General features: G+C 39.8%; 22 protein-coding genes, 1 tRNA gene and 1 pseudogene. 9 read left to right on the forward strand and 15 right to left on the reverse strand.

Annotation, left to right across the window (positions count from 1 at the left end):
• Nucleotides 1-4 precede the first annotated feature (4 nt).
• Nucleotides 5-1,984, forward strand: coding sequence for a CRISPR-associated helicase/endonuclease Cas3 (locus tag PL9214_RS05335; protein ID WP_072717789.1), 1,980 nt, complete (start codon nt 5-7; stop codon nt 1,982-1,984).
• A gap of 231 nt (nt 1,985-2,215) precedes the next feature.
• Here PL9214_RS05335 and PL9214_RS05340 read toward each other — a convergent pair.
• The 3 genes from PL9214_RS05340 to PL9214_RS05350 form a co-directional block, all read right to left on the reverse strand.
• Nucleotides 2,216-2,287, reverse strand: a tRNA-Val gene (locus PL9214_RS05340).
• A 45-nt stretch (nt 2,288-2,332) separates the two neighbouring features.
• Complete coding sequence (locus PL9214_RS05345; RefSeq protein ID WP_072717790.1) at nt 2,333-3,559, reverse strand: glycosyltransferase; 1,227 nt, start codon at nt 3,557-3,559, stop codon at nt 2,333-2,335.
• Nucleotides 3,560-3,601: 42 nt separating this feature from the next.
• Nucleotides 3,602-4,813, reverse strand: a complete 1,212-nt coding sequence (locus tag PL9214_RS05350) for a glycosyltransferase family 2 protein (RefSeq protein WP_072717791.1) — start codon at nt 4,811-4,813, stop codon at nt 3,602-3,604.
• A 420-nt stretch (nt 4,814-5,233) separates the two neighbouring features.
• On the opposite strand from PL9214_RS05350, the gene PL9214_RS05355 reads away from it, so the two are divergent.
• Both PL9214_RS05355 and PL9214_RS05360 read left to right on the forward strand, forming a co-directional pair.
• A complete protein-coding gene (locus PL9214_RS05355) occupies nt 5,234-6,706 on the forward strand; it encodes an SLBB domain-containing protein (RefSeq protein ID WP_072717792.1) in 1,473 nt (490 codons plus the stop codon).
• 181 nt (nt 6,707-6,887) lie between these two features.
• The gene (locus tag PL9214_RS05360; protein ID WP_072717793.1) at nt 6,888-9,203 is read left to right on the forward strand and encodes a polysaccharide biosynthesis tyrosine autokinase; all 2,316 of its coding nucleotides are present in this window, start codon (nt 6,888-6,890) and stop codon (nt 9,201-9,203) included.
• Between the two features lie 115 nt (nt 9,204-9,318).
• Here PL9214_RS05360 and argJ read toward each other — a convergent pair whose 3' ends face one another.
• From argJ to PL9214_RS05390, 8 genes and pseudogenes are all read right to left on the reverse strand, one after another.
• Complete coding sequence (argJ, locus tag PL9214_RS05365; protein ID WP_072717794.1) at nt 9,319-10,560, reverse strand: bifunctional ornithine acetyltransferase/N-acetylglutamate synthase; 1,242 nt, start codon at nt 10,558-10,560, stop codon at nt 9,319-9,321.
• Nucleotides 10,561-10,784: 224 nt separating this feature from the next.
• Complete coding sequence (gifA, locus tag PL9214_RS05370; RefSeq protein WP_072717795.1) at nt 10,785-10,976, reverse strand: glutamine synthetase inactivation factor IF7A; 192 nt, start codon at nt 10,974-10,976, stop codon at nt 10,785-10,787.
• Between the two features lie 64 nt (nt 10,977-11,040).
• Nucleotides 11,041-11,232, reverse strand: a complete 192-nt coding sequence (gifA, locus tag PL9214_RS05375) for a glutamine synthetase inactivation factor IF7A (protein WP_072717796.1) — start codon at nt 11,230-11,232, stop codon at nt 11,041-11,043.
• 81 nt (nt 11,233-11,313) lie between these two features.
• Nucleotides 11,314-11,505, reverse strand: coding sequence for a glutamine synthetase inactivation factor IF7A (gene gifA / locus PL9214_RS05380; RefSeq protein WP_072717797.1), 192 nt, complete (start codon nt 11,503-11,505; stop codon nt 11,314-11,316).
• 782 nt (nt 11,506-12,287) lie between these two features.
• Nucleotides 12,288-12,380 (reverse strand): CRISPR-associated protein Cas5, encoded by a 93-nt coding sequence (cas5, locus tag PL9214_RS30470; RefSeq protein ID WP_139294968.1) that lies wholly within the window; start codon nt 12,378-12,380, stop codon nt 12,288-12,290.
• 114 nt (nt 12,381-12,494) lie between these two features.
• Nucleotides 12,495-14,012: pseudogene (locus PL9214_RS05385) on the reverse strand (glycoside hydrolase family 57 protein); the annotation flags it as partial.
• Between the two features lie 155 nt (nt 14,013-14,167).
• Entirely contained in the window at nt 14,168-14,293 is a 126-nt protein-coding gene (locus PL9214_RS32655) for a hypothetical protein (protein WP_281250304.1), read from the reverse strand.
• Nucleotides 14,294-14,450: 157 nt separating this feature from the next.
• On the reverse strand, nt 14,451-15,149 hold the full coding sequence (locus PL9214_RS05390) for a pirin family protein (RefSeq protein WP_072717799.1): 699 nt from the start codon (nt 15,147-15,149) through the stop codon (nt 14,451-14,453).
• A 98-nt stretch (nt 15,150-15,247) separates the two neighbouring features.
• Between PL9214_RS05390 and PL9214_RS05395 the strand changes: the two genes are divergently transcribed.
• Nucleotides 15,248-15,574: a winged helix-turn-helix transcriptional regulator gene (locus PL9214_RS05395; protein ID WP_072717800.1), complete on the forward strand. Its 327-nt coding sequence runs from the start codon at nt 15,248-15,250 to the stop codon at nt 15,572-15,574.
• A gap of 87 nt (nt 15,575-15,661) precedes the next feature.
• Here PL9214_RS05395 and PL9214_RS05400 read toward each other — a convergent pair whose 3' ends face one another.
• Entirely contained in the window at nt 15,662-15,826 is a 165-nt protein-coding gene (locus tag PL9214_RS05400) for a transcriptional regulator (protein WP_072718668.1), read from the reverse strand.
• Nucleotides 15,827-15,851: 25 nt separating this feature from the next.
• Nucleotides 15,852-16,064 (reverse strand): helix-turn-helix domain-containing protein, encoded by a 213-nt coding sequence (locus tag PL9214_RS05405; protein WP_072717801.1) that lies wholly within the window; start codon nt 16,062-16,064, stop codon nt 15,852-15,854.
• A 115-nt stretch (nt 16,065-16,179) separates the two neighbouring features.
• On the opposite strand from PL9214_RS05405, the gene PL9214_RS05410 reads away from it, so the two are divergent.
• Nucleotides 16,180-16,665: a hypothetical protein gene (locus tag PL9214_RS05410; protein WP_072717802.1), complete on the forward strand. Its 486-nt coding sequence runs from the start codon at nt 16,180-16,182 to the stop codon at nt 16,663-16,665.
• A 78-nt stretch (nt 16,666-16,743) separates the two neighbouring features.
• Here the strand turns inward: PL9214_RS05410 and PL9214_RS05415 are convergent, their stop codons facing one another.
• Together PL9214_RS05415 and PL9214_RS05420 are read right to left on the reverse strand one after the other, a co-directional pair.
• Complete coding sequence (locus tag PL9214_RS05415; RefSeq protein WP_245824178.1) at nt 16,744-18,690, reverse strand: ATP-binding protein; 1,947 nt, start codon at nt 18,688-18,690, stop codon at nt 16,744-16,746.
• A 59-nt stretch (nt 18,691-18,749) separates the two neighbouring features.
• A complete protein-coding gene (locus tag PL9214_RS05420; protein WP_072717804.1) occupies nt 18,750-19,691 on the reverse strand; it encodes a phosphate/phosphite/phosphonate ABC transporter substrate-binding protein in 942 nt (313 codons plus the stop codon).
• Between the two features lie 706 nt (nt 19,692-20,397).
• Here PL9214_RS05420 and PL9214_RS05425 point away from each other — a divergent pair.
• The 4 genes from PL9214_RS05425 (at nt 20,398) to PL9214_RS05440 (ending at nt 26,113) form a co-directional block, all read left to right on the forward strand.
• Nucleotides 20,398-22,170: a choice-of-anchor I family protein gene (locus PL9214_RS05425; protein ID WP_072717805.1), complete on the forward strand. Its 1,773-nt coding sequence runs from the start codon at nt 20,398-20,400 to the stop codon at nt 22,168-22,170.
• Nucleotides 22,171-22,357: 187 nt separating this feature from the next.
• Nucleotides 22,358-22,738 (forward strand): DUF1823 family protein, encoded by a 381-nt coding sequence (locus PL9214_RS05430; protein WP_072717806.1) that lies wholly within the window; start codon nt 22,358-22,360, stop codon nt 22,736-22,738.
• Nucleotides 22,739-22,818: 80 nt separating this feature from the next.
• Nucleotides 22,819-23,427, forward strand: coding sequence for a hypothetical protein (locus tag PL9214_RS05435; RefSeq protein ID WP_072717807.1), 609 nt, complete (start codon nt 22,819-22,821; stop codon nt 23,425-23,427).
• A 211-nt stretch (nt 23,428-23,638) separates the two neighbouring features.
• On the forward strand, nt 23,639-26,113 hold the full coding sequence (locus PL9214_RS05440) for an ATP-dependent Clp protease ATP-binding subunit (RefSeq protein WP_072717808.1): 2,475 nt from the start codon (nt 23,639-23,641) through the stop codon (nt 26,111-26,113).
• Nucleotides 26,114-26,338: the final 225 nt, after the last annotated feature.

The following is a 26,338-nucleotide window of genomic DNA, read 5'->3' on the forward strand; positions in this document are numbered from 1 at the left end:
AAAAATGTTTGCAAGGAAAATAAAAGGGACAGAAATCAAACAGCCTTTAATTGAACACCTAGAGGGAGTTGCAGCGAAGTCACGAGAACGCCTCCCAGAATTTCTCAAGGAACTTGGATACTATGGGGGACTGCTCCATGATTTAGGTAAAGCCAAGAAATCTTGGCAAAAATACTTATTAGAGGGAGGAAGTACAGTTTTTCATTCCTCTGAAGGAGCAAGAACAGTATATGAACTCACAGCAGAAGATGATACTCACCCATTGGTCTACATCATTCGGTCGCATCATGGGAAGCTAAAAAACACTGCTGTAGATAGAGATTTTTTTGAAAATTCAAAACACTGGGATAAATGCTTAAAGCGGTTATTTCCTGACCTAACTAATCTACCTAATCTAACGGTTAAAGGTTGTGAAAAAGAGTTAGCTATTAGAATGTTGTTTTCCGTTTTAGTGGATAGCGACAGATTAGATGCGATGGAATTTGAGCTAAAATACCAAAACTCCCAAAAGGAAGAATTTAAAACAAAATCCAGTTTGTTGCAATTCGCAATTTTGCCTCCTTCTCAAAACCAGTCAAAAATTGTTCAGGAGAGGGAAAATTTTCGCTCTCTGGTCATTCAGTATGCAACATCTAGTAAAAATATTTATCGGTTAATTGGAGTAACTGGAATTGGGAAAACACTAACTTCTTTACAGTTTGCTGTTGAGCATTGTAACCATCATAATATGGATGGAATTTTGTACGTTGCACCCTTCAAATCTATCCTTGACCAATCAGCCAAAGTGTATCGGGATGTCTTGGGAGATGAAGCAGTATTAGAGCATCATTCTGACTTTATCCCAAAATATGGAGAAGAAATAGCCTATCGTTTATCTTCTCAACGTTGGGATAGTCCGGTTATAGTAACTACTGCGATTCAATTCTTTGAATCCCTATTTTCTAATGATGCTTCCAAATGCAGAAAATTAGCCGGAATCATGAACCGGGTCATCCTGATTGATGAATATCAAACAATACCCACTGAATTCTTACCTTCTATTGCTAATGTCTTAAATGAATTAGTTATAAATTATGGATGCTCAGTTGTATTAATGTCTGCTACAGCACCTAATTTAAATGGCTTTCAACTCCCCCATATTGATATGATTCCCCAGGAAAAATTAGTTAATCAGTTTAAAAATCTGTCTCGTTGTAGCTATCAATTTATCAGTAAAAATATATCTTGGCAGGAAATTAGCACCATTCTCCAGAAAAAATTAGTCATCGTTAATACTACAAAAACTGCTCAGGAAGCCTTTGAAATATTCAATCATCAACAACCGTATCAATGGGTTCCTTTGTCCTCTCGGATGTGTGTAGCGCACCGCAAACAGGTTATTAATCTGATCAAGTCTTCTGATATTAATTGTGTTTCTACACAGATTGTAGAGGCAGGAATTGATATTGATTACCCAATCGTATTGAGTGAAGAATGTCCTCTCGATTCCCTGATTCAAAGAGGGGGAAGATGCAATCGCGAAGGGTTATTAGAGAACGGAGAAGTGTTGATCTTGAATTGTGATAATTTCCCTGATCAGATTTATCAATCTCTTGCTAAATTTTCCTCTAAATTGATTAAAAAATATGGATTAAACTCTGATAATTATTTAAATCTACTGAAAAATTATTTTGCCCAAAAGAATAAGCAAACAGGTCAAGATGAGATTCAAGAATTAAGGCGAGATTTACAGTTTGAATCTGTAGCAGAAAAGTTTAGTTTTATTAACAAAAAGCAACTTTCAGCCGTCTGTAGATGGGGAGATGGAGCCGATCTAATTGATTGTTTAAAAACCCAGGAAAAACTATCTTTGTCTGATTGGAAAAAATTGCAGCAATACACTGCAACAATTCCCCGTCAGGGGAAAGACTTAATCAAAGTATTTCCTAATGGTTTATCAGTTTGGGATGGCCAATATTCTGATGATTTTGGTGTTTTTTATTGAAGTTTTAGCATCTTATTTTCTAGTTTTGCTTCCCGGAAAGTAACAGAACTGGAAGTAAATCTGAAAGTTGACAGCGCCCCGGTAAGGGTAAAGGTGATGTGAAGGGTTACTGTCAAACTTGTATCTATCTTGTATCCTTGAAGAGTAACTAACTGGATACAAGCAAGGGCTATTAATACAGTGGTAGCGCAATTGCTTTACACTGAAGGGTTTATAGGTTTGTCGTCAAAATGGGCGATACAGGATTTGAACCTGTGACCCCTTCCGTGTGAAGGAAGTGCGCTACCACTGTGCTAATCGCCCGCACAACTTATTAATATAACACACCTTTCCTCGATTGACAACCCCTTACGGTTTCAGATCAGGATTGAGGATTGAGTCTCCTTGAAATAAGCGAATGAGTTTTTGGGCTTCAATGTCGATATTGTGATGTTCAGCCACTTTCAGGGCTCCGAATTTGCCCATTGTTGTTAATTCTTCTATAGGAGTTGTTAAGGCGGTTTTGAGAGCTAGGGTTAAATCCTCTAAAGACCCAGCAGGAACTAACCAACCATTTTTCCCCGGTTCAACCAATTCAGGAATTCCAGCAATATAGGTACTAATCACCGGACGAGATAAAGCCAAGGCTTCCATCAGAACAACGGGTAAGCCTTCCGCAAAACTGGGTAATACAAACACCTGGGAGGATAAAATCTGTTGTTGGACTTGAGTATTGGTTGCCCAACCTGTAATTTCAATATAATTTTCTAACCCAAAACGATTAATTAATTGTTCAATCTCTGGACGCAGGGGGCCATCTCCCACAAAAATTAATTTAAACTCAAATCCAGCCTTGACCAGTTGGTTAACGGCTTCTACCAACAATAAATGACCTTTTTGCTCACTTAAACGACCGACACAAACGAAGCGACGTTCTGAAGGTAACCGAACAAAAGGATGATCCAAAAACATCGGATCAACACCACAATGGACAATTTGAATTTTTGACCAATCTTGATAATCACACCAGCGTTGACATTGACTTTTTCCAAAGGAACTAATGGCTACTACAAATTGAGCGCGTTTGATTTTTTCCGGTAATGCGATCGCGCTCACCTTATCAAATTCTTCCGGCCCATGTATCGTCATACTATAAGGGGGGCCTCCTAAAGCTTGACATAATAACGCAACGGTAGCGGAATTAGTTCCAAAATGAACATGAAGATGGTCAATTTTGTCTTGAGATAACCAATGGAATAAAACACAAGCTTCAGCCAGATAAATACCGTGTAGGAAAACACCTCGTTCTGAACCCCAACCCAATTTTAATGCTAATCTTCCTGTCTGCCATAAACGTTGAGGATGAGTGAGTCCAACTTGTAATAAATGACTCAGTAAACCCCAAATCCCCACTTTCAGAATAAACCGAGTTTTTTCAGATTCCTGTTGATCGGCCGGATCAATTAATTCGGATTCTAAAGAACGAATTGCGAACCGACTGATCTCCAGTCCTTGAGCTTCAACGGCTAAGATTTCCCGACGAATAAAACTGTGACTGACTTTAGGATATTGATTAATCAGATAAGCAACTTTCATGCGGTTTAATGCGATGCAGGGTTATTGATTCAGGGTTAAAGGTTAAGGTTCTGAAGAGGGAATTGTATCTCGCTGAGTTCTGACCCATTCCTGTTGGGGTTTTTTCAAAAACCCGAAATACATCGGTAATTTCCAAAGAATATAAAAAGGAATACTCAGCAGCGTTTTTAACGATAGAATCGAACGACCAAACTTAAACCAAGTTAGAAGAATTGCAATTAATAATAGTATTCCTTCAAAAGCTAAACAGTAGAAGGGGAAGACAGAAATATTGAAGATTGCCACCCCGATACTGGCAATTAAAGTCGCAGTCCATAACAGAACTAATAAAGCTAAGGGAGGAACACAAAGGTCTAAGGCAATTGCTAATAAATCCAGGCGTTGTTGACGAAAAGAAGCAGAAATCAAGGGAGGAACTTGAGTCAGTAAGGTGTTTAAGTGTCCATGTTCCCAACGGGTTCTTTGGGTTTTTGCTGCGGTTTCTTGAGCGGGTAAAATTCCCAGGGTTTTAGCGTCTTCACAAAACAGAGGGGACGCTCCTGATAACGCTAAATCAATCCCAAGCTGCATATCTTCCACAAGATTAGAACTCGCTAGGGACACTTGACGAATTACAGACCAAGGAAATGCCATTCCCGTTCCTGTGAGCAGACAGGGAAATCTTAATCGAGCTAATCCTTTAGGACGAACCCAATTTTTCACTAAAAAAGCAAAGGCGGAAATAGAATCTTTGGGAGTTGGATTTTGGGGCGTTTCCATTAAATAAGTTGATTGTACAGGTCGCTGTTTGACCATCGCCAGTTGAGCAATTTTAGTGATTGTCCCAGGTTCTGCATGACAATCAGCATCAATCATGACCACGACATCAGGTGGGCCTTGAGCTAAAAACTTTAAACCATAGTCTAAAGCATAGCCTTTGCCACGGTGTTCTAAATCCTGACGTTCTAAAACCGTTGTTCCCATTTGACGCGCTATTGCTGCGGTTTCGTCAGTGCAGTTATCTGCGATTACGACAATTCTTCTGGGAGAATCAACTTGAGGCAAAATAGCCTTTAACGTCCCTTCAATTCCCGATGCTTCATTGTGTGCCGGAATCAGAATAGAAACTTTAGGAATAAAACTTTCCCCATCTTGAAGAGATGAATGCTTCTGCATCAATGCAGCAAGGCATTCGAGAAAAAAGACTGAAACCGGGATGCCAAGGGCTACAGCAATTATCGTTAATCCAATAATCAGTTGAGTTGCTAGGCTCATAGGTAAAAGCGATCAACAGGGAAGTTAAGCCTGATCATATCTTGTCTATGTTAAGATGTCTCAAATGCTTAGATCATGAATTTCTCACATGGGGAAAAGGTTTACATAAATTTTACAATTTTACACATTAAGAGTCGTTATTTGGACTTGTGGATATCTCCCGCGTGCAGACAAAATCAGATTATCAGAAAGCACACCTCCTAGTCCTAGTTTCCAGACCCGATCGTCAAAATATTTAGGCTATCTGTTAGCTGTTGTTTTACACCCAACTTCACTATCCGTGACTTAAGGCAGAGTCGTCTTGTGATTTATAAGATAAGCTATTAACAGAGATCAAAAAAACGCACTTAGTCATGAACTGGGACGTGCCAGAGTAAAACCTTTGCTCGGTTTATGTTTTAATTCGCACCCAATCATTATATGTTTGTTCGATGTGTTAGTTGTTCTTTAACGCACTTAATTTTAGGCCTAGGAGTTCCCGCGATCTCCACCCTAGCTGTTCAGGCTCAAAGCCAACCCCCAGAGTATCCTGCTCCTCAACACCGTCAACAGGAACGTACTGAAAATCGGCTTCAGGATTTTCCTTACCTTTTAGGAGTGGGCGATCGCATCCGAGTGGATGTATTCGGTGTTGAGAAATACACGGGTGACCAACTGGTTCTTACTGATGGAACGATTAATTTGCAGGGTATTGGGTCTGTATCCGTTGCGGGTTTAACGCTTCCACAAACCCAAGTATTGATTGCTCAACGATATTCTAGTTTACTCCGACAACCGATTATCACCATTACTTTAATCGCACCCCGTTCTGTACAGGTTGCAATTGCTGGGGAAGTAGTTCGTCCGGGTTCCTATAATTTATCTTCCAACGCTCAACAATTTTCTCGACTCAGCCAAGCCATCTTAACAGCCGGAGGCATTACGCAATCTGCCGATTTAGCCTTAGTCCAACTGCGACGGGCTGATCCTCGCCAACCCGTTGTCACTTTAAATTTAAAGGAATTATTGGATACGGGAGATTTAAACCAAGATCCGATTCTCCGAGATGGAGACAGTATTTTTATTCCCACTCTCACCACCTTTGAACCCGCCCAAGTGCGTGAGATGGCTACTTCGAGTTTAGCCGCCCCTCCTAACCAATCAATTCAAGTTGTGGTGGTTGGAGAAGTTTTTCGTCCTGGTGCTTATTCCCTTAATCAAGATGGAGGTCTTACCGATGCAGGTACTGGAGGAACTGGACTAAAAATTGTCAAAAGCAATTTACCAACCTTAACCCGTGCCATTCAGACGGCCGGAGGAATTACGAATATGGCTGATATTCGCAATATTGAAGTCCAACGTCTGACTAATACAGGAGTGAAAAGCACAAAAGTTAATCTTTGGGAACTATTGCAATCGGGAGATATCAATCAAGATATATTTTTACAACAGGGAGATACAGTCATTATCCCCACTGCAACTGAAATTAATCCGACCGAATTAGAAGAATTAGCGTCTGCTAGTTTTTCACCCGCAACGATCAGTGTAAATGTAGTCGGGGAAATTAAACAGCCCGGCTTGATTCAAGTTCGTCCAAATACTCCCTTGAATCAAGCTTTATTAGCTGCTGGAGGGTTTGATAGCATCCGAGCTAATCGGGGTACAGTCGAACTGATCCGTCTAAATCCCAATGGTTCTGTGACTCGCAGAAAAATCCAGGTGGATTTTAAATTAGGAAATGCAGCCGTCAATAATCCCGTCTTACATCATAATGATGTGGTTATCGTGCATCGGTCTTTAGTTAGTAGAATTACTGACACCACTTCCTCTGTGTTACAGCCTGTGGATAATGCCTTTACATTTTACAGGTTATTTGAAAGTTTAATTCTGCAGAGAAACTCTAACTCTAATTAAAAATAAAATTGAGCATTAATTGATAGAAAGCCTTTTAGAACTTCTTAAAATTTATCCCATTATGGGTTATAATCTTGATATGTATCTGTTTTAGAAAAGTTCAGAAAAGGTCAGATCAGATAAAACTTTAGGGTAAATTCTCGAAGGGTTAAAATAATAATAATAGGGGTATTCAGTCACTATGTCACAAGATATTCAAGTTTTTGAAGATTCACAACAGATAATCGAACCTAAAAAGAAAAGTCCGGGTATCCGTCCGGTGTTACGGACATTACAACGCAGGGTGGTTCTGATTATTGGAACCGCAGGAATAACAACTCTAGTGGGTCTTTCCTTGATGGGTGGAGAAGCTCCTCCGGTTTATAAAGGAAATTTTCAATTGTTAGTTGAACCTGCCACATCTGAACAGCAGTTAGCTGATCCCTTAACCCTAACTCGTTCCGAAGGACAACCCAGTGATAAATTTTTCAGCTTAGACTACCCTACCCAAATCCGCATTTTAACCAGTCCTGAAATTTTAAATAATATTACCCAACAAATTCAAGTTCGTTATCCTAAATTTAAAGTAGAGGATTTAACAGATAAGTTACAACTGGAACGAGTTTCTAACGGTTCTGGTATCAAGGATGAAACCAAAATTTTAGAAATTTCTTATGAAGGAAAAAATACTGATGAAATTTTATTTGTATTGCAAAAAACGGCTGATAAATATTTAAAATATAGTTTAGACGAACGCAAAACTAGGATTAGTCAAGGGGTTGAATTCATTGATGAGCAATTACCCTTATTACAAAAACGAGTCGCTGAAGATCGAGGAAAACTTCAGAAGATTCAACAGCAGTATGAATTACTTGACCCAATGGTACGGGGACAAACATTATATGAACAAATTCGGACTCTGGAAACTCAGAGCCAAGACGTAGACAGACAACTTCAAGAATTGAGAGCTTTATACCAACATCTACAAACGCAATTATCCTTTAGTCCAGATGAAGCCGTAGCTGCTTCTGCCTTAAGTGAAAGTCCCTTCCGTAAACAAGTCTTAGATGCTTTAATGACAGTTGAAACTCAAATTGCGATTCAATCTGCAACCTTCAGTGCTAATAGTCCAGAAGTGCAACAATTAAAAGAACAACAAGCTAATTTATTAAAATTATTAGAACAAGAAAACCAGAAGATTTTGGGAGAAAAAACTTCAAAACTGCAAAATAATTCTTCAGTAATGGCTTTTCAAACTTCTATCCGTCAAAAATTAATTGGGCAACTTGTAGATACAGATAATCAAATAAAATCTTTAGAAGTTCGATTAAAAGGATTAAATAATGCACTCAATACTTTAACTCGGGAAGCTCAACTTTTTCCAGGTGTTGCTCGTGAATATAATGAAATACAGCAACAGCTTGATTTAACTAATAAACGACTCAATTTATTTTTGGATGAGCGAGAAAAATTAAGAATTGAAGCCGCTCAAACTAATATCCCCTGGGAGATGATTTCTAAGCCGAAAATTCTTTCTGATAGTCAAGGGATTCCCATTGGTTCCGAGCCTGGAAGTCCAGCCAAGAAGCTGATCCTAATCTTGGGTGGAGGACTTGCATTAGGAATAGGATTATCACTTCTTTTGGAACGGCTTCGCAATATCTTTTATACCAGCCAGGATATAGAGGATATTATTTCATTTCCTCTGTTGGGAAAAATTCCTCAACACAATAATTTTTTCATGGTTTCTCATCTTCCACTAGAGAATAATCTTGGCTCATCAGGATTAACAAAATCTCACCGTCGTGCGTTAGAAAAAATGACTCAATTCTTGAGGGCTTTCGATGACACTTACGCCAATCTTAGATTTTTATATGCCGATTCTTTAATCCGATCTATTGGAATTTGCTCCGCAGAATCTAAGGATGGTAAATCAACAATTGCCTTACACTTAGCACAAACGATGGCTCATATGGGGCAGCAGGTACTATTAGTAGATGCTAATTTACGTTATCCCCAACTTCATGCTGTTTTAGGGGTATCTAATCAAAAAGGACTCAGCGATTTATTAACCGAAAAAGCAACACCTAATGCCGTTATTCAAAGGACTTCGCTCTCCGAAAATCTCTTTATTTTAACCGCAGGAGTTCCCTACGCTAATACCTTTAAATTGCTTGCTTCAGATCAAATGCGACACGTCGTGGAGTCACTCCAAGAAACTTATGATTTAGTGATTTATGATACGCCTGAATTGCATGGATATAATGATGCTATTTTCTTGGCTGAATATTTAGATAGTTTAATTTTAGTCACTGCGATTCACAAAACCCGTAAAACGGTTTTTAGAAAAATATTAGATAAACTCGATACCTATAGGATGCCTTGTATTGGTGTCATTGCTAATCATCTTCAACTCAATTCTTCTATTACTTATCCCTTTTATTTAACACAATCTTTGAATTCCACCGAATCCGTTCTTGTCAATGATTCAGTCATCAGTAATCAGTACAATAGTTAAGAGTTAATGAATGACCTAATAATTGATAACTAATAACTAATAACTGATAACTGATACAGACGCGCCATGGCGCGTCTCTACACTGATAACTGATAACTGATAACTGATAACTGATTTAAGTTGTATATTCAGCGTTAATTTTCACATAGTCATAACTTAAATCGCATCCCCAAGCTTTGCTGGTTCCAGGGCCATTGCCGATTTGAACTGAAATTAACACGGTATCTTCTTTGAGATATTCTCCCGTTGGTGCTTTCTTTAAATATTCATTAGCTGCATTGCGATCAAACGCTAAGGGTTGACCATATTGCATTAAAAGAAAATCCCCTAACTTAATTTCTAAATGATTCTGGTCAAAATGGACTCCAGCACGTCCAGCCGCCGCCGCAATGCGTCCCCAGTTGGGATCACGACCAAAAATTGCCGACTTCACCAAGGATGAACCCACAATAGTTTTCGCAACTTTACTCGCGGAGGCTTCATCTTCTGCACCAGAAACTTGAACTTCAATTAAACAAGTAGCGCCTTCTCCATCCCGCGCAATTGCTTTGGCTAAATATTCACAAACCGCCGTTAACATCCCTTCTAATTTTTCGGCTTCTGGCCCCATGGCGGTAATGGCCGGAGTCCGAGAGGCACCATTGGCTAAAGCAATTAAAGAATCATTGGTACTGGTATCTCCATCAACAGTCACTTGGTTAAAACTCCGGTTGGTCGCACGAGTTAACATTTCTTGCCAAAGGGGAGGAGAAACCGCAGCATCGCAGGTGACAAAGGCTAACATAGTGGCCATATTGGGGTGGATCATTCCCGAACCCTTGCAAATTCCGCCAATTCTCACCGGACGATCCCCAAACTGGGTTTCTAAAGCAATGGTTTTGGGAACTAAATCCGTTGTCATGATCGCTTTGGATGCGGCTTGATTACCCGTTTCTGACAATTCGGCGACTAACTTCGGAATTCCTGCTTTGAGTGCATCCATTTTAATCCGTTGACCGATGACTCCGGTGGAAGCGAGTAAAATTGATTCCGGTGCAATATTTAAAACAGCAGCTAAAGCTTGGGCTGATTCTACGGCATCTGTCCAACCTGCTTCTCCTGTGGCGGCATTGGCTTGTCCTGAATTACATAAAATTGCTTTCGCACTAGGTTTGGCTTGCAGCTGTTGACGGCAATAGTCTACACAGGCGGCTCTAACTTGACTGGTGGTAAACACCCCCGCCGCGATCGCATCAACATCAGACACAATTAAGGCTAAATCGGGTAATCCTGATAGTTTTAATCCGGCTGTAATTCCCGATGCTCGATATCCTCTAGGTGCTGTGACTCCACCCTCAATCACTTTCCAATCTGACATGATTTCCCCTTCCAATATTACTGACAAGCGATTATATCAATAACCGTAGGCAGGGGGAGAAGAGGAGTACTCCTGAGTAGGGGAAGAGAAGGAAATAATTAACACCCGTCAACCGTCAATAACAGGCAAGATGCCTGTTCCACAAAAAATATCCCCACTTGCTACAGCAAAGCGGGGGCATTGATAGATTCATGGTAAATTTCAGGTTATGTAACAACAATCAATTAACTCATGGATGATCCACTACGATCATAGTTGCTTGCATTTTCAGTCGGTTTGCCTTGAATTGTTGTCCGATAATCACCCGGTTCAATGCCAACTTCATCCGCCACACGATTGAGTAAAGATTGTTGACGATTTTTGATCAGTTTATGGTGACGCATCATTAAAGAACGAGCTTGATCTTGGGTATCCATAATCTGTTTCTCCTTTTTTTAAAATTGAATGTTTTCCTGATTTTAAAAGAACTCAAGTTGAGACTTAGCTCATCGTGGCATTGCTACGTCCATAATTATTGGTAGCATTGGAGTTGGGTTTGCCTTGAATCATCGTGCAATCACCCGGTTCTGTACCCACTTCATCCGCCACACGATTGAGTAAAGATTGTTGACGGTTTTTGATCATTTGATGATGACGCATCATTAAAGAACGAGCTTGATCTTGAGTACCCATAATCTGTTTCTCCTGTTGTCGCTTGTGTAAGTTAAGGTTTGTTGAACGAAATATTAAGAAAGATTAAAATTCTTAATCGGACTAACTCATTGTGGCATTGCTGCGATCATAGCTAGTTGCAGAATGGTTGTTGGGTTTGCCTTGAATCATGGTGCAATCACCGGGATCTGTACCGACTTCATCCGCCACGCGATTCAGTAAGGACTGTTGACGATTTTTGATGGTGTGGTGATGACGCATCATTAAGGCGCGAGCTTGATCTTGAGTACCCATGAGTTTGTCCTCCTAAGTAACGAGCCTAAAAAAGAACAGGCTGTTTTTGTCTTCAATTTTTAATATACCAGAAGATTCTGTATTCTATTTTACAAAATGCCTCAACTTAACAAAAATTTACAAATTTCTTATCATTCACACATCTACAAAAAAACCTCTACCGCAGGGGAGAGGAGTGGGGGGACGGGGGGACAAGGGGANCTAGTAAACTAGGGGTTATGCTTTCACCTCAGCACTTGAGGGATGGGACTTAATTCACAGAATTTCACCCATAAATGTAATCAGTTGTCACNGTTACCATTCGTTAGCTACTTACTGGTTATCGACCTTTTTACCAGAGATAATTAGGGGTTACTTCGTTCCGATTACATATTTGTTTGAAGTCTTTAGCGTGATGCTCTCCACCGGGTTTATTGGGCTTGTGCTAATAAGTCGGGCTATCAACCGCTTATGCCCTTTCCTTGCCTTTTGGCTTGGTGTTTATCAAGTTTTATCTTGATTTAGCCATTACACCATTTCGTATCACGATGGTTCGGACACATCTTTGCTTACGCTACGCATGAACTTCTTGCTCGATAGTTACCAGATTTGGCTACCAGTAGTTCTACCTTTTAACCCCGCTTTAGTCTGTTAGTTGCTACCTAGTAAACTAGGGGTTATGCTTTCACCTCAGCACTTGAGGGATGGGACTTAATTCACAGAATTTCACCCATAAATGTAATCAGTTGTCACTAACTGTTTAGACAGTTAGGCTAACCTTCCCATAAGCTTTTCAGCTTATTTTAGGTTAAACGAATCGCACGATAGGAATACGGATCTGCTTTTGTTTCGGGGCGAGTAAACAATGCCAAGTCACCCCATACCTTTAATTTCATGTTCTATACTGTCATAAAGTGAGTATAAACTAACACAAGATAAAAATGTTTGCAAGGAAAATAAAAGGGACAGAAATCAAACAGCCTTTAATTGAACACCTAGAGGGAGTTGNAACCGGAATCAACTTTACCAATTTTGATATCTTCGTAGATTTTATTAAATCGCATCAGGTGAGAACGGGTACGACGCACAGCATAGGGGGTCATGGTTCCCGAACTCATGATAAAAGCCCAGTCGGAGGACTGTGCTAACAATAATTCTCGTGCGGCTTGATTCAGGGCGCGTAACTCTAATTCACTACAGGGTTCTCGACCTGCCATTTTAATCATCCGTTCTGCGGCTTTGTGAAGATGGGGATAAATCCAAGCATTGGTATGATTGAGCCAATATTCATGGAATCCTTTATATCCCCAACTCGACTGAGCCGGATGACACACTTGTTGGGTGGGGAAGGCTTGAAGATAATCGGCTAAATGGGTCATTCCATAGATCTTTTGATCTTGCCAAGTTTTACGGAATAATTGATCCAGAAACCAAGGCCCCTCATACCACCAATGTCCGAAAAGTTCCGCATCATAGGGAGAGACAATAATCGGGGGGCGCTGCATAATCCCATGCAGATGTTCCACTTGGCGTTCACGGTTAAACACAAAATTCGCAGCGTGTTCGACGGTTTTCAACTTTGCCCAATAGGGATCATAAAGTTCCTTATCGGATAATCCTAAACCCCGACCCGTAATTTTGTAATACTTCACCCCGGTATTTTTACGCTGACCATTCGGCATAATGTAGGGCTTAATATACTCATATTCCGCTTCCCATCCCAAATCTTTGTAAAATTCTCGATATTCAGATGCTCCTGGATAACCCACTTCTGAAGACCACACCTGCTGAGAAGATTCGTTATCCCGTGCAAATACCGCTACACCGGATTCTGTAAAAATCGGGGAATAGGTTCCAAAGCGAGGACGGGGACGGGCGTAGAGAATTCCATGTCCATCGGTGAGAAAATACCGAATTCCCGCATCGGCTAACATTCGTTCTAAGCCATTATAGTAGGCACATTCGGGCAACCAAATTCCACGGGGACGACAGCCGAAGGTTTCTTCATAATGTTGACAGGCGACTTCAATTTGTCCCCAAACCGCTTGGGGATACATATTCATCAAGGGTAAATAGCCATGAGTCGCACCGCAGGTGATAATTTCTAAATTATTGGTATCTTGAAATTGTTTAAAAGCCGTAACTAAATCACCGTTGTAGCGTTCCCAAAGTTTACGGGCGTTCTGCCATTCTTCAGCATAATGTTCCGCCAGATAACGAAGATGCCCATTTTTTTGATGACGATCTATTTCCTGTTCGATTAAGTCTTGGAGGAGAGTGAGATGTTGATCATAGCGTTCCTGAAGGAGCGGGTCTCGCAACATGGACACCAGAGGAGGAGTTAAACTCATGGTCATCTTGAAATCAATTCCGTCCCGCTTTAACCCTTCAAACATTTGGATTAAGGGGATGTAGGTTTCGGTAATTGCTTCAAATAACCATTCTTCCTCTAATACATAGTCACTTTCAGGATGGCGGACAAAAGGAAGATGGGCATGGAGAACCAGGGCGAGATAGCCAATAGCCATAGGGAGTTAATGGAAATACTAGGTTATCGGAGCTAGATAGATTTACAATATTTTAAGATTTTAAAACGAAAAGGTAAGATCCGAGCCAATAGAATTTTGATTAGTCATTTTAGAGGAATTTTTGTAACAAAGCTACCCTAGGAAGTGAAATTTGATCAGTCAAAGTCGCTGTGTTGATCCGCAGGTGTTAAATTGAAGGGTTTGGTGAGAATTGTCACGACATCCGATTGTTTTGCTAACGGTGCGATCGCACCTAGGACAAATCCAACCCTAAACTGCATTCAATCTTACTGTAAATATGACGTTGATCGAGAATTAATTTTTTAAACAAAAAGTTATTAGAGATACGGTTATTTCACAATCCGTATGTTAGAGTTTTATGTTCAGTGCAGAACTAGAGTAAAGATGTTCTCGCAACATCCTTACTCTGTTGAAAAATTAGGCTAAATCAAACAGCAGAATTTCTGCATCACTAGAAGCGGTGAGAGTGATTTCAGGTTCTTGGGAAATCGCTACACCATCACCTGTTGTCAAAGAGACTTGATTGAGAATCACGTCACCTTTAGCCACTTGTACCCAAGCATAACGTTGGAGAGGAAGGGAATAGGAAATGCGATCATTAGGTTGCAAAAGGGCTGCATATAAATTAACATCTTGATGAATTTTTACAGCTTGATCGACACCATGGGGTGAAGCAATTAATTGTAATTGACCTGGATGTTCTAATAGATTAAATGATTGCTGTTCATAGCTCGGTGATAAACCTTCAGTATCAGGAAGCAGCCAGATTTGTAATAAATGCACCGCCTCAGTTGTAGATGGATTAAATTCACTATGACGAATTCCTGTACCTGCACTCATGCGTTGAACTTCACCTCGTTGAATAATTGAACCTGTTCCTAAACTATCTTTATGTTCAAGGGAACCCTGCAAAATATAGGTAATAATTTCCATATCTCGATGGGGGTGAGTGGGGAAACCTTTACCCGGTTGTACCCAATCTTCATTAATCACTCGTAGGGATCTCCATCCTATATATTCAGGATCATAATAATTCCCAAAGGAAAACGTATGATAGCTTTCTAGCCAATCAATATTAACGTGTCCTCGATCTTGAGACTTGCGAATTGTAATCATATTTTTCTTAGATTTAACCCTACTCTTTTTAATTTAGAAAAAAAACACTAGAATGGGAAGTACGCACTTTTTCGTTCGTCACGCCCGAACTTGGAACTATGCAAGGGTCTGAATTACCTTCAAACAAATCAACCTGTCCGGCTGAAATCACGTTAAAAGTGATGAGTGGACGCTGGAAAATTTTAATTATTCAAGAATTATGGACAGAGGTAAAACGGTTTAATCAACTCCAACGTTCAATTCAGGGAATTACCCATAAAATGCTCACAGAACAATTGCGGGAACTCGAAGCCGATGGGGTTATTCATCGACAAGTTTATGCTGAAATTCCCCCTAAAGTTGAATATTCATTAACAGAATTAGGAGAAGGATTAAAACCGATTTTAGAACAAATGCACCATTGGGGAAAATCCCCAACTAACTGATAATGTATAGGGGTTATTATTATAATACCTAATCCTCGGACTTTTACTTTAATTAAACCCATATTATTTTGATAAAAAATGACAATTTTATTCTTCTATAATTTCTACTAAATTTTCAATCATCACATCAAATGTTCTTGCTAATTTGTGTTTAACACTGTTATAAAATACACCAGAACGCTCTGCAACTTCCTTTAATGTCCAACCTCTTTCGGCTGCCAGTTCTTGAACTTTTACTCTGATTAAACCCACGTTATTTTGATAAAAAATAAACATTTTATTCTTCTATAATTTCTACTAAATCTTCAATCATCACATCAAATGTTCTTGCTAATTTGTGTAATGCCGTAAAATCAACCATTGCCATCCCAGAACGCCGAGCATAACTTCTGACGGTGCTATAAATTACGCCAGAACGTTCAGAAACCTCCTTCAATGTCCAGCCTTTCTCTTCTGCTAATTCTTTAACTTTGACTCTAACTAAACCCATACTTGACAAATGATGTAATTACATCATAGTATTAGAGAAAATCAAAAGCGATCGCCCCAGTCTCGCAAACAAACGGCGATCGCTGTGACTCCCTAAAACCAAGGAGACAATTTATATGATAGCAACACTCACGCCAAACGCACCCATTATTACCGAATCAAAAATTCTTCATAAATCTGCTATTTTGCATCCCTTAGCCAGATTTGTGAGTGAACAGACGGTGGCGTTAATGTTTAACCTTCAGCTAGAACAGATCTATCAAATTCAATGCTGGCGATATGTGGTTTATGTTCATGGTCAGGGAATTAGCCAGTTTGTGAGTTATGCCGATTTTCCCGCTATCCTAGAAGTAGAACCCCCCAAAGCCCAGGATTTCGTGCGGTGGCGTCAACGCTGGTACAGAAGCCGTCGCAGTCAAAAAGCACCAGAGTTTTGGACAAAATTTTATAGTTTTCAATTTCATTACGCCGCATCCTGCAAACAATTGTATCAATGGGGTGAATTAGTGGGGTTAGTGAAAACTGCGATCGCACCCTCCGCAATAGAAAGATTAAGACAAGCTTATCGGGAAGAACAAGAAATCTGGGATAATCGGAATTAATCTGATCAAAACAGTCAGGAATTGTAACATTAGTCTAGGTTAGGGCGAGATCTTCAGGGTCAATATATTCTATTTTTTTTATACCTGTCTTCTGTTGCTAGTGTGTTTGAGTTTGTCTTTTGCTTCCGGCTTTGAGGTTATCTCTTCAATGATTCTAGGTAAGAAAAAAGTAAACGTTGAACCCACATTAATTTCACTAGAGACAGTAATATTTCCTCCCATTAATTCACAAAGCTGTTTAGTAATCGATAATCCTAATCCAGTACCTCCATACTTACGAGTGGTAGAATTATCAGCTTGAATAAACGGATCAAAGATTTTCTTAATTTGTTCAGGAGTCATACCAATTCCGGTATCAGAAACACTAAATGTAATCCAATCTTCGGCTTTTAAAGAGAGAGCTTGATTAACGGAAGAAGAATGTAAATTAGGTTGATGTTGACTAGAGATTTGCCGAATAGAAGAATGAGAAATCGTGAGAGTAATAATTCCTGCCTCTGTAAATTTAGTAGCATTACTCAATAAATTAAATAAAATTTGCTTAACTTTTGTTCGGTCTGCAACCATTTTGCCTAAATAATTCGCGCCCTTAATAATCAAAGTATTATTATTGGTTTGAATCAGAGGTTGAATCGTAGATTGAACTTCATTAATTAACGTAGAAATATCAAAAGTTTCTAAATGAAGAGTCATTTCTCCCGATTCCAATTTAGAAATATCTAAAATATCTTGAATAATCGTTAGTAAGTGCAGTCCTGATACTTTAATTTGTTCTAAATCCGGGACTAAATCCAAATATCCTAAATCTTTAGCATCTTCTTGCAGTAAATCACTATAACCAATAATTGCATTTAAAGGAGTCCGTAATTCATGGCTCATTCGCGCTAAAAATTCACTTTTAGCTTGGTTCGCGGCTTCAGCCACTTCCATCGCTTGCTGCAATTCTATTTGGGCTAATTTACTGTCGGTAATATCCCGAACAATGGCTAAGACTTCTTCCTGACCACTGACCACAATTCGAGCTTCAAAATGACGGCGTTTCCCCTGAACAAACCATTCATACTCAAAAATCTGTATGTTGTGGGTTTCTAAAGCAGTGGTAACATAGTGAACATAAATCTGGGCAATATAATCGGGCAATAAATCATAAACCGTCCGATTCATAAATTTACCCAGCGATCGTAAGAAATGATCTCCTCTAGGGGCTTTAAAATCCAAAAACAAGCCATCTCGATTAAACCGAAACATCAAATCGGGGATAGCATTTAATAAGGCTCGATTTTTCGCTTCACTTTGCCGTAAATCTTCAGCCCTTAATTCCAAACTTTTAATTAACTGTTCTTTACTCTGAATTAAATCCCGCAATTGATCCGTCATACTATTAAACGAATCCGCCAAAACTTTTAATTCATCCTGGCTATTAATCTCAATTTTTAAACTCAAATCTCCGGCGGCTAATTGTTGCGTTGCTACGGTCATCTGTTGTAGGGGTTCAGTAATAGACCGACTAATTAACAACGCCAAAGACGTTCCTGCACCTGCTGCAATTAACGCAACAATAATCCCTTGAGTGCGAACTTCTTCCATTTTTTTGTATAAAGGGGCTGTAGGCAACCCCACACTGACAGCACCCAAACGTTGACGGCCCACTACGACCGCACGACCCGCCAATAATTGATCGGCTTCCCACAGGAAAATCGGCTGATCACTCTTAATTAATTGTTGACCTAACGGATCTGGTTTAATCCCATAGGTTAGAACTGAATTACTATAAGCATCCGCCACCACCCGTCCGTCTTTTTCATAAACTCGACCCGCAACTAAGACATTATTTCGTCCCAATTGCTGCATAATTTCTTCTAAGAAATCTGCATCTAAAGTGTAAAGCGGATCGGAAGTGGTAACTGCTAAAGTATTAAGTAGAAGTTCAGCTTGTTGTTCCAACTCTTGGCGAAACGTTTGTTGTTGACGGTGGAGTGAGAGCCAAGTAACACCCGCCACCGCCACAATGACCAAGCTGGTCATAGCTAACGAAAGTTTCGTGGCTAGTGATAATCGTTTGTGTCGGAATGGGAGCATCCAACTCACCTGTTTTGAACTTGTTCATATAACTCTTGCATTCTGGCGATGTCCTTTTGAGTCGGGAACGTGTCAAACTTTGCCGTTTCCTCAAACTGTTCTAAGACAGCCTTTCCTTCCGGGGTTTTATCCATGTCTAGCATGATCTGCTTAATGGCTTCCACCTGTTCAGGGGGTAAACCGGATCGAACTAAAACAACGTGTCTGGCTACTTCCTCAGTTTCCCCTAAAATTACCATTGCATTGCGACTTTCTTCGGGAATTTCTAAATAACTGCGATAATCAACTGCTGCTGCATCGACTTTACCGCTAATCACCCATTGAATATTATTTTGATCATCTTTACTAAACACATACCCCACTTCATCACTCGCTACCTCATCGGTAGCAGAGTCTTTTTCCTTCAGTTTTAAACCAGTTTCCTTAAGATAAACAAAGGGTAAAACAAATCCAGAAGTTGAAGTGACATCATCAAAAGCCATCATTTTTCCCTGCAAATCTTCGGAGCGTTCAATCCCACGATCTTTTAAGGCAAAAATAATCGTGTGATAAGTTGGATCTCCCCCCTTCCAACGCCTCAAAATAGCTTGAGCACCTGATTTGTTAGTCGCAATCATGGCTGGATAGGGACTATCAAAGTAGAGATCGACTTGACCCGACTTGAGAAATTCTGCCATTGTTCCCACATCTGGCGCTACTTTGACCTCCCCCATCCCAATCCCAAATTGAGATAAGCGTGCTGCTAAGTAGTCTGCCAAAGGTTGATAGCGGGTAATTTTTTTAGCGGGTTGGTTCGTTACATCCCCAATCACAAGGGTTTTTGTACCCGTGGGAGTAGGGGTAGTTGTTGGTGTCGTCGCCGAGGGAGTTGGTGAAGTCTGAGTGCAACCCACCATTAGGCTGACAACACTTACAAGTAAGAGGTTTCCCAAAATTTTATGCAACATTATCTATGATTCTCTCAAGGAGATGGGGTAGGGGGAAGTTCTCTGTATTTCTTAATTTGTTGACGATTGCACCGGAGTTCAATAGACCAATTTTGACCCTGGGGTAGATGCCAAAAGCCGAACTTTGGAGGCTTAGTCCTGAATTGCTCGAATCATGCCATGATGATTTTCAGGTGTGATCAGAGAAATCTCGAACAGAGGTCTGTCCTGAAATTGCAACTTATCCGTGATCTTAACAAAATCTGAACCCATTGTCTGTATTAGTACGGAGTCATGATTCCGAAAATTTACAGGGGATAATCGAAATTCTGAAGCACTTTTTTAAAGATTCTGTAAAAATATCCGTATTTTCTCTGATAAAAACTTGTCTTTTTCGGGAAGCCATGTAAAAATTCCCTATATTTCCAAAAATTAATGTTCTAAAATTCCTTGTGAGTTGCCCTTATTCAAGGCTTAGGATACACCCTAACTCCTGACAACAGATTCTCACCTGCACTGAAGTAAGGAGTTTTGAGAAGTGATAAGGATATTCTCCCAAAATATAGCCAACAAAATCTTAAAATTTTGGGTTCTTTATTTTTTCCTTTGTGGTGTTAAATCAGCTAATTTTAGGAAAAATGGCTTAAATCTTAGAGTTTAAACCGGTTTTGATCAGGGCAAATGAACATTAGTCGTACAAAAATTAATATCAGGAGACAATGGCTTTATGTTAAACAATCAGGGTCAAAGCATCAGTTTCATTAAGACACAAGGCTGGCTCAATTTAGTAATTCCCTCAACTTTTGTATTCGGTTTGATGGCTACGCCGACAATGGCTTTTGAATTAAAAAAATTAGGAACCTACTCAACAGGGATTTTTGATGATGGTGCTTCATTAATCTCTGCCTTTGATCCTAAATCAGCTAATTTGTTTGTTACGAATCAAAGTACAAATTCTATTGATATTCTTAATATTCAAGATCCAACCAATCCTTTCCTGAAGCAAAGTATTGATGTCACTCAGTTTGATCCTAGCTTTGGAACCGTTTTAAGTGTAGGTCAAACGAAATATCAAAATACAAGTTTATTTGCTGTTGCTGTTAAAAATGTCGATACTCAAGCGCCTGGAAGCATCCTTTTTTTTAATCCTGATGGAACTTTATTTAATGGCACTTTAGAAAAATCTTCTGTACAGGTTGGTTCGTTACCCGATGCTTTAACCTTTACCCCGGATGGTAAAAAAGTATTAGTAGCCAATGAAGGCGAAGCTAACTATGTAACGAATGTTAACCCAGAAGGTTCTGTGAGTTTAATCGACTTAGAAAAACTCTTTTTGGGGGAAAGTCCAACCCAAAAATTTATTGGTTTAACAGATTTCAACGTTGGCGGTTCAAAACATGATCAACTCGGTGAAAGTGTCCGAATTTTTGGGCCCGATGGCATCACCGTTGCTCAGTCCCTAGAACCTGAATATATTACTGTTTCTAAAAATGGAAAGAAAGCTTGGGTGACATTCCAAGAAAATAATGCTTTGGGTTTATTAGATCTGGTAACAGAAGAATTTACCAAGATTGTTGGATTAGGAGTCAAGGATTATAGCCTACCTCAAAACAGTTTAGATGTCAGCGATAGAGATAAGGCTATTAATATTAAAAACTATTCTAATCTCTACGGATTTTATCAGCCTGATGAGGCAAAATCCTATCAGGTGGGTGGGAAAAACTATGTAGTTATTGCCAATGAAGGTTCTAGTATTGATGAAGATGGGTTTAGTGAAGAAGTCCGAGTGGCAGATTTAAAACTTGATCCCACTGCTTTCCCCAATGCCGCACAATTACAAAAAAAAGAAAATTTAGGTCGTTTGATTGTAACGAATCAACAGGGAGATACGGATGGGGATGGAGACTTTGACGAACTTTATACCTTTGGGGGTCGTAGTTTTTCCATTTTGGATGAGGAAGGTAATTTAGTCTTTGATAGTGGTAATCAGTTTGAAAAAATTACAGCCGATTTATATCCCAAGTTTTTCAATGCTGATAATTCAGTCAATGATTTTGACAGTCGCAGTGATGCTAAAGGGCCTGAACCAGAAGGGATAACGATTGGCAAAATTCAGAATCGTACCTATGCGTTTATTGGTTTAGAACGAATCAGTGGCGTGATGATTTATGATATTACAAACCCGTTAAAACCTTCCTTTGTTAACTATTCTAATAATCGCAACTTTAATGTTGCTTTTGATGTTAATGCAGACGGTGATCCGGCACCTACCCCTGAACAATTATTAGCCGTTGGCGATTTGGGTACAGAAGGTGTCTTGTTTATTTCAGCTAAGGATAGTCCTACAGGTCAACCTTTAATTGTTACCGCCAATGAAGTCAGTGGAACTACAACCATTAATGCAGTTGTTCCTGAGCCTGGAACGATTGTAGGATTATTAACTTCCGGTGTTTTAGGTGGATTATTCCTCAAACGCAAACGTTCAGGAACTCTCGCTTAAAATTTTGAATGTTCATTCATTAAATATCTAAGTTTTACCTCAATCCCTATTTCATCAGGAATAGGGATTTTCTCAATCCAGGGTTCAAAAATTTCCCTCTACTAACCCAGACAATTGCGATCGCCCCTCTATCCTAATAATATATCAATAGATTAAACTTACAGTCTAAAAATCAAACTGTCTTATCATGGCTCAATTTCTTGAACTTCCCCCCTTGACTTCTGATACCATTTGGGCAATTATCAACGAAGAAATTGATGATACAATGGTTAATCAATTGGTTTGGTATTATTTAGGATATCAATATAATCCTGAAACCGATCAATGGGATGGAACAAATGCTGATCCTCATTGGAAACAAGACTATCCAGAACCTCCTGATTTTATTGAAAGTCGTCCAGCAACAATAAAATTAACTCGTTCTATCCCTGCTGAAAATAAACAAATGTTAAAGGAAACATTGGGTTTTAAAGGTTATAAAATTGGAGAATTTACTCCCCGACATACCCGACGAGCAACGATGGCAAATTGGTTATTATCTCAAATGAGAATTATGAAATTAATCTAAAAACCAGATTAAAAAAGTTAAAATCTTGATAAAATAGGGGAGTTAATACTTCCCTATTTGTTTAAATTACCCCATCAAAAATGCAAAGATTCAACGGCTCAAAACGTTTAAGCCTATCTCTTATAACCGGAGGAATCAGTTTAATCTTAAGTCTTCCCACTTTAGCTGAACCCGAAAGAAAAATTATCGGAAATTGTGAACCTGAATCGTGTGAAACCCTCTGGAAAATTCTACAGTCTAACTTTTCAGAAAAAACCCAAAGTTATCAAAAGGACTGTTTACCTCCTCAACTCTTAGGGTTATCAGTAAACTCTAATTCCGACCAACAGAAAGTTGTTTATTTAAGTTGTTGGGAAGCGAAAGTAGAAAATGGAGAACGACCCGGACTACCATTAGGGATTCTTCCCTTACCAGGTTATGAACAACAATTTGGGGTAAAAATTTCGAGCGATGATCCCCAAATTCAAGCTATTTTAAATCGAAATACCGAACAAGTCGAACGCATGAGTTTTGAATGTGGGACTTATGGCGGTGATATTAATATTTTAGTTTCAGAAGATCAAAAAGTCTCTTTACAATGTTATTTTCAAGCCGGAGCCAACTTATTTGATTCAAATGCGGATGGTGTTCCCGATGGTATGTATGGCAAAGGTACAGGAGTTGATTTTACCGAAGATTTAAAAAATTAATAGGGAGGGAATTACGAATTACGAATTACGAATTACGAATTACGAATGGGGAATAGGCAATCTTGCTATAGACAATCTTGCTATAGATAAGGGTTAGAGGTGGAGTTCCCTATAGCAGTCCTATTTAATTTGTATCCCAAATTTCTGATCAGCTTAACAAAATATCTTTTCTCCCTTACCCCATCTCCCCCNACGGGAGTGAGCACAGAGAATGTTTGAATATTTTTCTGATAAAGCAATTAAGGCGGTGATGTTATCTCAGGAAGAAGCGCGACGCCTGGGACATAACTTTGTGGGAACCGAACAACTGTTAGTCGGTTTAATTAGCGAAGGCAGCAATGTAGCCGCTAAAATACTGGTAGCCCAAGGGTTAGTCCTGCGCGACGTACAGAAAGAAGTTGAAGCCATTATTGGTCGGGGATCAGGTTTTGTCCCGGTTGAAATTCCCTTTACCCCTAGGGCGAAACGCATCTTTGAAATGGCGATGAAAGAAGCTCGCCAAATGGGGAATAACTATATTGGCCCAGAACATCTGTTATTAGGATTATTGCAGGATAACGAAGGCGTTGCCGCCAAAGTCCTAGAAAATCTGGGCGTTGACCGTTCTCAACTGCGTACCGAAGTTATTAAAGCTTTAGGGGAGGAAACAACGGTTTCCGCCGCAGGAAGCGGTCGTCGGGGTTCTGCTAAAACAGCCACCTTAGATGAATTTGGCACGAACTTAACACAATTAGCCGCCGAAGGTAAACTCGATCCAATGATCGGTCGGGAACGGGAAATTGAGCGGGTGATCCAAATTCTCGGTCGGCGGACGAAAAATAACCCTGTGTTAGTTGGGGAACCCGGCGTTGGGAAAACAGCCATTGCGGAAGGCTTGGCTCAACGCATTGTCAATAATGATGTTCCCGATGTGCTGGAAAATAAACAAGTGATCAGCTTGAGCATGGGAACCTTAGTGGCGGGAACCCGTTTCCGGGGTGAATTTGAAGAACGGCTAAAAACCATTGTTGAAGAAATTCGCACCGCCGGAAATATTATTTTAGTCATCGATGAACTTCATACAATGGTGGGTGCAGGGGCCATTGAAGGCACAATGGATGCGTCCAATATGCTGAAACCAGCTTTAGCGCGGGGTGAGTTGCAATGTTTGGGGGCGACGACCCTGGATGAATATCGCAAATATATTGAACGGGATGCAGCCTTAGAACGTCGGTTTCAACCGGTGATGGTGGGTGAACCCTCTGTTGAAGAAACCGTTGAAATTTTGTTTGGGTTGCGTCGTGCCTATGAACAACACCATCAATTAACCATTTCTGATCAAGCCTTGTATGCCGCCGCGACTTTATCCGACCGCTATATTAGCGATCGCTTTTTACCCGATAAAGCCATTGATTTAATTGATGAAGCGGGTTCACGAGTTCGGGTGATGAATTCTAAAGTTCCCCCTGAATTGCGGGAATTAAAACGGGAATTAACGAAAGTTATTGCAGAAAAAGAAACGGCGGTGAAGCTGCAAGATTTCGATAAAGCCAGCCAATTGCGCGATCGCGAATTAGAAATTAAAGACAAACTGGAAACCCCCAGTGAAAAAGTCAATTCTGCTTCTGGGTCTTTAATTGTTACCGAAGAAGATATCGCCGATGTGTTAGCGGCTTGGACAGGAATTCCAGTCAATAAATTAACGGAATCTGAATCGGTTAAATTATTGAAGTTGGAAGATATTTTACATCAACGATTAATTGGTCAACATGAAGCCGTCAATGCCGTTTCTCGCGCCATTCGTCGGGCTCGTGTGGGGTTAAAAAATCCCAATCGACCCATTGCCAGTTTCATTTTTTCTGGCCCTACAGGAGTCGGAAAAACGGAATTAACAAAAGCCTTAGCTGCCTATTTCTTTGGGTCAGAAGAAGCGATGATTCGTTTAGATATGTCGGAATATATGGAACGACATACGGTATCTAAATTAATCGGTTCTCCCCCAGGGTTTGTCGGTTATGATGAAGGCGGACAATTAACCGAAGCGGTGCGTCGTCGTCCCTATACGGTGGTGTTATTTGATGAAATTGAAAAAGCCCACCCGGATGTCTTCAATTTGTTATTACAAATCTTAGAAGATGGACGATTAACCGATGCTAAAGGTCGCGTTGTCAGTTTCAAAAACACCTTAATTATCATGACCTCTAACGTCGGGTCTAAGGTGATTGAAAAAGGCGGCGGCGGTTTAGGATTTGAGTGGTCAGCTTCGGAAGAAGATCAACAATATAACCGCATTCGTAACTTAGTCAATGAGGAACTGAAACAATATTTCCGTCCTGAATTCCTCAACCGTTTGGATGAAATTATTGTCTTCCGTCAATTACAGAAATCTGAAGTTAAGGAAATTGCAGATATCTTATTGCGAGAACTCTTAGCTCGGTTAACTGAACGGGAGATTACCTTAACGGTGAGTGAACGGTTTAAGGAACATTTAGTTAATGTTGGTTTTGATCCCAAGTATGGCGCAAGACCGTTACGTCGGGCGATTATGAATCTGTTAGAAGATGTTTTAGCAGAAGCATTATTAGCCGGAACCCTTAAAGATGGGGATAGCGCCTTGGTTGACTTAGATGCTGACGGGAAAGTTATTATTTTACCCGGAGAACAAGCCCTAAATTCAATGAGTGAATACGCTATTACTCACTCATAATTCCTTTGAGGAAAACCCATTTTACTGAGTAGGATGGGTTTTTCTTTCTTTTTCTTTTCTCGTAAATTCCATTGAGAAATTTTATAAATTAAATCAGGATTGGTAACTATTAATCACCATGCCAATACCCGCAATAAGTGCAGCAGAAACGAGATTACCAATCACTCCGGCTTTATCCCAAATATCTTTTTGATTGTCTGCCATATTTTTGTAAAGTTAAAAAAA

Origin of the sequence: Planktothrix tepida PCC 9214 (assembly GCF_900009145.1) — a bacterium.
In the GTDB taxonomy this organism is placed as follows: Bacteria; Cyanobacteriota; Cyanobacteriia; order Cyanobacteriales; family Microcoleaceae; genus Planktothrix; species Planktothrix tepida.

Bases quoted from the DNA above. Each gene is read 5' to 3' on its own strand.
- PL9214_RS05405 (WP_072717801.1), bottom strand. From the start codon at position 16,064: ATGGGTTTAGTTAGAGTCAAAGTTAAAGAATTAGCAGAAGAGAAAGGC.
- PL9214_RS05425 (WP_072717805.1), top strand. From the start codon at position 20,398: ATGTTAAACAATCAGGGTCAAAGCATCAGTTTCATTAAGACACAAGGC.
- PL9214_RS05335 (WP_072717789.1), top strand. From the start codon at position 5: ATGTTTGCAAGGAAAATAAAAGGGACAGAAATCAAACAGCCTTTAATT.
- PL9214_RS05360 (WP_072717793.1), top strand. From the start codon at position 6,888: ATGTCACAAGATATTCAAGTTTTTGAAGATTCACAACAGATAATCGAA.
- gifA (WP_072717797.1), bottom strand. From the start codon at position 11,505: ATGGGTACTCAAGATCAAGCTCGCGCCTTAATGATGCGTCATCACCAC.
- cas5 (WP_139294968.1), bottom strand. From the start codon at position 12,380: ATGAAATTAAAGGTATGGGGTGACTTGGCATTGTTTACTCGCCCCGAA.
- argJ (WP_072717794.1), bottom strand. From the start codon at position 10,560: ATGTCAGATTGGAAAGTGATTGAGGGTGGAGTCACAGCACCTAGAGGA.
- PL9214_RS05440 (WP_072717808.1), top strand. From the start codon at position 23,639: ATGTTTGAATATTTTTCTGATAAAGCAATTAAGGCGGTGATGTTATCT.
- PL9214_RS05415 (WP_245824178.1), bottom strand. From the start codon at position 18,690: ATGACCAGCTTGGTCATTGTGGCGGTGGCGGGTGTTACTTGGCTCTCA.
- PL9214_RS05350 (WP_072717791.1), bottom strand. From the start codon at position 4,813: ATGAGCCTAGCAACTCAACTGATTATTGGATTAACGATAATTGCTGTA.
- PL9214_RS05395 (WP_072717800.1), top strand. From the start codon at position 15,248: ATGCAAGGGTCTGAATTACCTTCAAACAAATCAACCTGTCCGGCTGAA.
- gifA (WP_072717795.1), bottom strand. From the start codon at position 10,976: ATGGATACCCAAGATCAAGCTCGTTCTTTAATGATGCGTCACCATAAA.
- PL9214_RS32655 (WP_281250304.1), bottom strand. From the start codon at position 14,293: ATGCAGTTTAGGGTTGGATTTGTCCTAGGTGCGATCGCACCGTTAGCA.
- PL9214_RS05345 (WP_072717790.1), bottom strand. From the start codon at position 3,559: ATGAAAGTTGCTTATCTGATTAATCAATATCCTAAAGTCAGTCACAGT.
- PL9214_RS05420 (WP_072717804.1), bottom strand. From the start codon at position 19,691: ATGTTGCATAAAATTTTGGGAAACCTCTTACTTGTAAGTGTTGTCAGC.
- PL9214_RS05435 (WP_072717807.1), top strand. From the start codon at position 22,819: ATGCAAAGATTCAACGGCTCAAAACGTTTAAGCCTATCTCTTATAACC.
- PL9214_RS05430 (WP_072717806.1), top strand. From the start codon at position 22,358: ATGGCTCAATTTCTTGAACTTCCCCCCTTGACTTCTGATACCATTTGG.
- PL9214_RS05355 (WP_072717792.1), top strand. From the start codon at position 5,234: ATGTTTGTTCGATGTGTTAGTTGTTCTTTAACGCACTTAATTTTAGGC.
- PL9214_RS05410 (WP_072717802.1), top strand. From the start codon at position 16,180: ATGATAGCAACACTCACGCCAAACGCACCCATTATTACCGAATCAAAA.
- gifA (WP_072717796.1), bottom strand. From the start codon at position 11,232: ATGGGTACTCAAGATCAAGCTCGTTCTTTAATGATGCGTCATCATCAA.
- PL9214_RS05390 (WP_072717799.1), bottom strand. From the start codon at position 15,149: ATGATTACAATTCGCAAGTCTCAAGATCGAGGACACGTTAATATTGAT.